At 75.8% G+C, this 6,573-nt stretch carries 5 protein-coding genes; 2 read left to right on the plus strand and 3 right to left on the minus strand.

Features of this window, described 5'->3' with window-relative positions:
* Window positions 1-29: 29 nt before the first annotated feature.
* Together IE245_RS26710 and IE245_RS26715 are read right to left on the minus strand one after the other, a co-directional pair.
* Complete coding sequence (locus tag IE245_RS26710) at window positions 30-905, minus strand: MurR/RpiR family transcriptional regulator (protein WP_189951976.1); 876 nt, start codon at window positions 903-905, stop codon at window positions 30-32.
* 302 nt (window positions 906-1,207) lie between these two features.
* Window positions 1,208-2,590 (minus strand): glycosyltransferase, encoded by a 1,383-nt coding sequence (locus IE245_RS26715; RefSeq protein ID WP_189951978.1) that lies wholly within the window; start codon window positions 2,588-2,590, stop codon window positions 1,208-1,210.
* A 209-nt stretch (window positions 2,591-2,799) separates the two neighbouring features.
* Here IE245_RS26715 and IE245_RS26720 point away from each other — a divergent pair, with 209 nt between their 5' ends.
* Window positions 2,800-5,028: a glycosyltransferase gene (locus IE245_RS26720; protein WP_189951980.1), complete on the plus strand. Its 2,229-nt coding sequence runs from the start codon at window positions 2,800-2,802 to the stop codon at window positions 5,026-5,028.
* 51 nt (window positions 5,029-5,079) lie between these two features.
* Here the strand turns inward: IE245_RS26720 and IE245_RS26725 are convergent, their stop codons facing one another.
* Window positions 5,080-5,286: a hypothetical protein gene (locus IE245_RS26725; protein ID WP_189951982.1), complete on the minus strand. Its 207-nt coding sequence runs from the start codon at window positions 5,284-5,286 to the stop codon at window positions 5,080-5,082.
* Window positions 5,287-5,774: 488 nt separating this feature from the next.
* Between IE245_RS26725 and IE245_RS26730 the strand changes: the two genes are divergently transcribed.
* Window positions 5,775-6,353: a DUF4383 domain-containing protein gene (locus tag IE245_RS26730; protein WP_189951984.1), complete on the plus strand. Its 579-nt coding sequence runs from the start codon at window positions 5,775-5,777 to the stop codon at window positions 6,351-6,353.
* Window positions 6,354-6,573: the final 220 nt, after the last annotated feature.

Here is a 6,573-nt window from a genome sequence, read left to right on the forward strand (position 1 = left end):
GCGGGGACTCCCGCCCCCGCGAGGTCTGCCTACAGGAGTCCGGTGCGCTGGGCGATCCTCTCGGCCTCCTTCATCCGTTCGTGGCCGTCGCCGCCGATGCTGCCGAGGACGGCGGCGACGAGCGACTCGACGACCGCCAGGGCCGGCGCCAGGCTGTCGTAGGGGGAGTCCGAGGACACCTGGGTGATGAGGACGACGTCGGCGTGGGCGGCGGCGGGCGACAGCCACGGGTCGGTGAACACGACGACCTTGCCGCCGCGTTCCCTGGCCAGCTCGGCGATGAGCGTCTTGTCCGTCTCGTACCGCCGGTAGTCGAACAGGACGGTGACGTCGCGCCGGGCGAGCTGCGTGAGGAAGGAGGTCCGCTCCACGTCCTTGTGCGGCACGAGACTCACCTGATCGCGGAACTGCATCAGATGCAGACCGAGGTACTCGGCCAGAAGGTGCGTGAACCTTCCGCCCGCCACGTGCACCCGGCGCCGGGGATCGCCGAGAAGGCTCACCGCCTCCTCGAACTCGTGCGGGGCCACCTCCTCGAAGGTCTGGGCGACCGCCTGCTGCACCAGAGCCGAGCGCTCGACGAGCGGGGTGCCCGCGGAGCCCGTCGGGACCTCCGTCGCCCGCTCCGCCGTCCCCGTGGCCGCGTAGAGGGTGATCGGCGAGGCGTTGCGGGCGTCGAGCTCGGACCGGAGGGCCGCCTGAAGGTCGGGGAAGCCCCTGTAGCCGAGGCGCGAGGCGCACCGCAGCACGGTGGGCGCCGAGACGCCGGCCCGTTCCGCGATCGTGGCGACCGTCTCGAAGACCGCCGACGGGTAGCCGGCCAGCAGGACCCGCGCGACCTTGCGCTCGGCCGGGCTCAGTTCCCCGAGCCGGCTGCGGATCTCGTCGGCCAGCGTGGGACTCATGGATTTCCCTTCTGCGGCGGGAGATCACCGAAGGCCGTGCCGGTCCTCAGGGCCGCGCCGTCCGGCTTCCGGTGTTTCAGATCAAGGAGCTTGAGAAGCCGAATGTATCGCCTATTACGAAATCTGGACAGTCTCCCCGGCCTGACGCCGGGGAGGCGCGCGGCCCTCGATCGACGCACCGTCGACGCGTCCGGCGGTCGCGTCCACGGCGGGAGGCGGTGGAGACCCGGCGGCGTCCGGCCGCACTTCCGGGGAGCGATCACGAGCGTGCCGCCGGACCGACTCCCCGGCCGGGGCGCTTCTCACCCGCGGACCGGGGCCACCGAGGCCATGGTCCGGGCCAGCCGCCGCGCCATCCAGTCCGGGCCGCGGCGCCGCACCTCGGACGTCCATCCCGGCAGACCGGGCGGCACCTCCGCAAGCAGCTCCCGCAGCGCCTCTCCGGCCGCGCGCGGAGTCAGCCGGTACGGGTCGAGGCAGAGCGCGAGGCCGGCCCTCTCCGCGTCGTGCGCGATGCAGAACTGGTCGCTGGAGAACGGCAGGACCAGCGCCGGCGTCCCCGCGACCAGGCACTCCGTGAAGGAGTTGTTCCCGCCGTGGTGGACCATCGCGTCGGCCTTCGTCAGCAGCCAGCGCTGCGGCACGACGTCCGCGATGTGCACGTCCGGCCCAGCCAGCGGAGCCAGAGAGCCCGCCCGGTCGCCCGCGGCGACCACCAGCGCGGCGTCGGGGACATGGGACCGGATCCCGCGCACGAGGACGGCCAGCACATCGTCGCGGGCCGAGAGGAAGGTGCCCAGGGCGACGAGCACCAGCCGGCGGCGGACCGACCGGAGCCGGCGCACCACCGCGTCCCACGCCCCGCCGGGGTTCGGCTCCGTGGCCGGCGAGCAGTGCCCTCCGTAGAAGGACTCCGGGTCTCCCCGGGGACGTTCCGGGAGCCACGGGAACGGCGGGTAGGCGAACGCCACCGCGTGGGGCGACGTCAGCGCGAAGGCGCGTCCGGGAGCCGGGGAGGCCGGACCGTGCACACGCGCGACCTCGGCGAACCGTGCGGTGAACGCCTCCTCGGCCGCCTCCGCGGCGCGCCGCAGGTCGGCCAGATCCCCTTCGTCGGGGCGGACCGCGCGGGGCCACGTCCCGGGTACGCCGAAGAGGGCCTCCGGCGCGTGCGGCACATACGTCGGGTGTCCGGGGCAGTACGTGGCGTACGGAAGGCCGAGACAGTGCAGCGCCAGTGTCACCGGGTAGCTCAGCTGGTCGACGACGTACCAGTCGGGCGACAGGCGGGCGTGCAGCTTCCGCAGCTCCGCCAGAACGGCCGACGGGTCCCCCAGCAGGTCCTCGCCGCGGTGCCGCGCCTGGGTGAGCAGCGCCGCGACGGCCCCGCGCCGGGTGGAGGCGAGGAACTCCTCCAGCCGCTCCGCCTCGCGGGCCCCCTGCCGGGTGCTCCGGGCGACGCCGGTGTTCGCGTTCCGCGTGACGGTGAGCGGCACGAACCGCACCCCCGCCGCCTCCGCGAGCGGGGCGAAGGACGGTGCGGTCGCCAGATGCACCGCGCAGCCCGCCCGGGCGAGTGCCCCGGCGAGGACGGACAGGGGCTGGGCGTGCGAGAGGAACGGAGGACTGACGACCACGACGCGTGGCCGGCTGGTTCCGGTGGTACCGGGACGCGAGTGCTTCATGCCGGCGTTTCCCCCGCCCGCCGTCCGGCGGATGCGCGGGCGCACGCCCCCGGAACCGCCTGCCGGTCGCGGGGAGGCCGCCGGGCCCGCGTGGCGGACGCCGGGAGACCACCGCCCGGTGTCGACGCCTTCCGCGGTCGAAGACCCGTGCATCCACGCCCCGGACCTCCGGCGAACAACTCCTCGCCGCCCGTCGTCGAGGAGTTCCGATGAGACGCCCCGATCCCGCCGTGCCCGTCGACCCCGCCCCCGGGGGCCGCCCTCCGGGAAGGCCCGATCCGTTCGCGGCGGCCAGGGCCGCCTACTGGAAGCACGCGCCCCACCCCTCCCCAGGAAGCCGCGCCGCCGCGCCGGACCTCTTCACCGAACTCGTCCGGGCCGAGTACCGGCCCGACGGCGCACCGGCGGGCCGGCCCGCCGGTGCGCCCTCCGGGGATCTCGTCCTGGCCGGGCTGCGCCGCCGCGTACGGGCGGGCGACACGCCGCCTCCCGAGACGTGCGTGCGGCTCCTCGCCGACGGCGACCACGCCCGCGCGGCCGTCTTCGACGCGTGGCCGGAGGTCGTCCGGCGCCACGGGACGGAGCGCGCCGCGGCCGCCGTGCGGCGCGGCCTCCACGGCGCCCTCCCCCCGCACCTCGCCGCGCCCCTGCTCGACCTCGCCGCCGCGGAGTCCCTCGTCCCCCTCGCCCGGCCCGAACTGCTCCGGCTGGCCCACGCGCCCGAACGGACGGTACGTCACGCGGCCTGGCGTCTTCTCGCCGCGTACGACGGCGCTCTCCCGCTGCCCCACGCCGACGCCATGCCCGGGACCCGTCCCGCGGACGCCTATGAGCGGCTGCTCCGTGAGGCCCTGCGGACCCCCGATCCGCCCGCCGCCCCGGAGGGCGCGGAGCTCCGGCCGGGGACGCTCGTCGCCCAGTCCATGCTCCTGGGGCACCTGGACCGGCCCGGTGAGGGGCTCAGCGGCGGTCTGGGCGTCCTGCTGGGAGCCCTCGGCGACGCGCTCGCGCGGGCCGACGGCGTCGCGGGCGTCCTCACCCTCGTCACGGCCTGCGTCCCCGAACTGGAGGCCGACCCGCTCCTCCTGCGTCGTCGGGGCCCGCGGCACTGGGCGCTCAGACTCCCCGTCGACAGCCCGCGGCAGGTCCGGCCCGAGGAACTGGGACGGCACCGCGAGGCGCTGGCCTGGTGGGCGACCCGGCTCCTCGGCTCCCTGGGCAGACCCGTCGACGTGCTCCACGTCCGCTACGCCGACGACGGCTCGCTCGCCCTCGCCGAAGCGGCCCGCCGGTCGGGCGCGGCCCTGGTGTTCACCGCCGCGCCCGACCCGCACCGCCAGATGACGGAGCGCCATGCCGCGCCCGGCGCCGACGCGAACGCCCTCCGGTACGACCTGCACCGGGTGTTCGTCGCGGACCGGCTGGTCGACCGGGCCGACCGCGTCGTGGGCATCGCGGGCCCCGGGGGAGGAACGGACGAGCTGCTCCACCACTTCCCGCAGCTGGCCGGCCGAGCCGGAGGAGGAGCTCCCGACGCGCCGCCGGAGGGAATCCCGCCGTACCGGCCTCCGGCGGACGCCGGCCGGCGGATCGACTCCCTGCTCGCGGCCGTCGGAGCCGCCCTCGGCGCCACGGCCGGACCGGGCCGGCCACGCACGCCCACGGTGCTGCTCACCATCGGGCGCCTGCACCCCGTCAAGCAGCAGGATGTCCTCGTCCGTGCCTGGGTCGAGTCGGGGGCCTTTCGTGAGTCGGTCCTCGTCTGTGTCGGCGGCAGCCCGTCGGACGCCGATCCCGCCGAACGCGCGATGCGCGCACGCGTCGAGCGGGCCGTCGCCGCCTCCCCCGAGGCGGCGGAACGCCTGCTCCTCCTGCCGGCCCTCGCCAACGCCGACGTCCGCACGCTGGAGCGTCGACTGGCCGACCCCGCGAACGGATTCCGCGCCCGGTACGTGTGCCCGAGCGCCAAGGAGGAGTTCGGCCTGGCCGTGCTCGAAGCGATGGAGGCCGGACTCCTCGTCGCCGCTCCCGTACGCGGCGGCGTCCCGCACTACCTGGTCGACGGCCGCAACGGCCTGCTGGTCGACACCTCCTGCGCCCGGACGCTCGGCGAGGGTCTGCTGAGGCTGCTGCGGGTCGACGACGGTGCGGCGGCCGCGATGGCGCGCAGGGCGCAGGGCCTCGTCCGCTCCACCTACTCCTCGGACGCCATGGCGCGGGCCCTGACCCGCCACTACACGGCCGTGGCGGCCCGCATCCCTACGGGCCGGAAGGGCGCCGCGCCGTCATGCGAAGGGCCCGGCCGCCTACCGGTCGTGCCGGAGGGGAGGAGCCGCACCGGAGGCGAGGGCACGAGCTTTCCGGAGCCTGACGGCCCTTCGGCGGTGAGGGGCCCCGCACGTGCGGCGCGCCCGTGGGCGGCGTCGTCGCGGGGGTGATCCCCGCGGCCGACGGTCACGCCGCCGAGGCCGGCGCAGGAGCGAGGCCGGTCAGGCGGGAGGCTGCGGCTCCTGGTGGCGGGGGAGCTCGGCGGGCGCCGCCGCACGCCACGCGCGGGCACCGCAGTCCGGCGGGAAGGCCGGGAAGAGGTGCCCCGCCATGTCGATGCGCCACGTGTGCGCGGCGGCACAGTCGCAGACGTACTCGCCGGCCTCGGGCGTGTACGTGCGGGGAAGGTGACGGGCTGGTGCGGCCATGGTGTTCTCCTCGCTCGGTCGACGTGACTCCGGGACGGCCTTCGCCCGCCCGTCCGCCGATGGATGCGAGACCGCGGCCGTTCACCCGGACGGCCCGCCGGCGTGGCGAGGGAGCGGACGGTGCCGCGTGTCACGGCGGCGGGATCCCAGCCGCGCTGGAGTGCGTGACCGCCCAGGACCGTGAGGCGTGGGGTGTGACGGGTCCTCCCGTGTCCCGGCTCCGGCGCAGCACCGTCGCCGCGCACCGGGCCGACACGCCGTCCGCGTCGAGGCCGTCCCACCATCGGATGCGGCAGCCGGCGGTGCGGACGGCGTCGTTCCCGCGCCGGTCCGCCCGGCGGGGGAGGGGACCCGCGAAGCGCATCCGATCCGGGCCGTGCCGAGAAAAACGTTCCGAAGCACCACAAAAGGTGCCCCAGGAGACGTCGGCCCGCCCGCGACTCGCCCCCGGGCGGGAACCGGCGGGCACGGGAAGCAAGGGGAACGCTGTGCGGCTCAAGGACGAACTGCCCGTGGACCACCACCTGGCCAGGGTGTACCGCTGGGGCGCGGCCCTCTGCGGGTGCATCCTGCTCGTGTTCGGCTGCCTCGGCTTCGCCGACGCGCTCAGCCCCTTCGACACGTCCGGCGGCCGGATCGCGGGGATGACGACCAACACCGCCCTGAGCGTGATCTCGGTCGCCGTGGGGCTCGTCCTGCTGGCGGGCGCCGTCGTGGGAGGGAACGCCGCCTCGGCCCTGAACATGACCGTCGGGGGCTCGTTCCTGATCAGCGGGTTCTACCACCTGTTCGTGCTGGACAGGCCGGCCAACTTCCTCGACTTCGGCATGACCAACGTGATGTTCAGTTTCGTCATGGGGCTGCTGATCCTCACGTTCGGGATGTACGGGCGGGTCTCCGGCAAGCTGCCCCACGACAATCCGTACTGGCGCCGGCGCCACCCGCGCGAGGCGGCCGCGGAGTCGCTCGCCCGACGCCGGGCGGCCGCCGCCGTCCTGGCGCGGGACGGGAGGGCCGCGCGGGCGTCGCTCCCCGGCACGTCGCCGGCGGGACGGCCGCGGTCGTGACCGGCGCGGTGGTCGACGCGCCACCGCGGGCACGGCCGACTGCGCGGCCGCCAAGGCGGCCCTCGCCACCTGACTGGAGGTGGCGGGCCGGGAGCAGCGGGCCAGGGGCGTCCGTGTCTTCGACGGTCAGCGGGCGGTCGCCCAGGGGCTGTCGGCGCCGGCGGCGGCGGGGTGTTCGGTGCGGGCGGGGCAGCAGCCGATGGGGCAGAGGTCGTGGGAG

The sequence above is a fragment of the Streptomyces roseolus genome (genome assembly GCF_014649855.1).
Classification (GTDB): Bacteria; Actinomycetota; Actinomycetes; order Streptomycetales; family Streptomycetaceae; genus Streptomyces; species Streptomyces roseolus.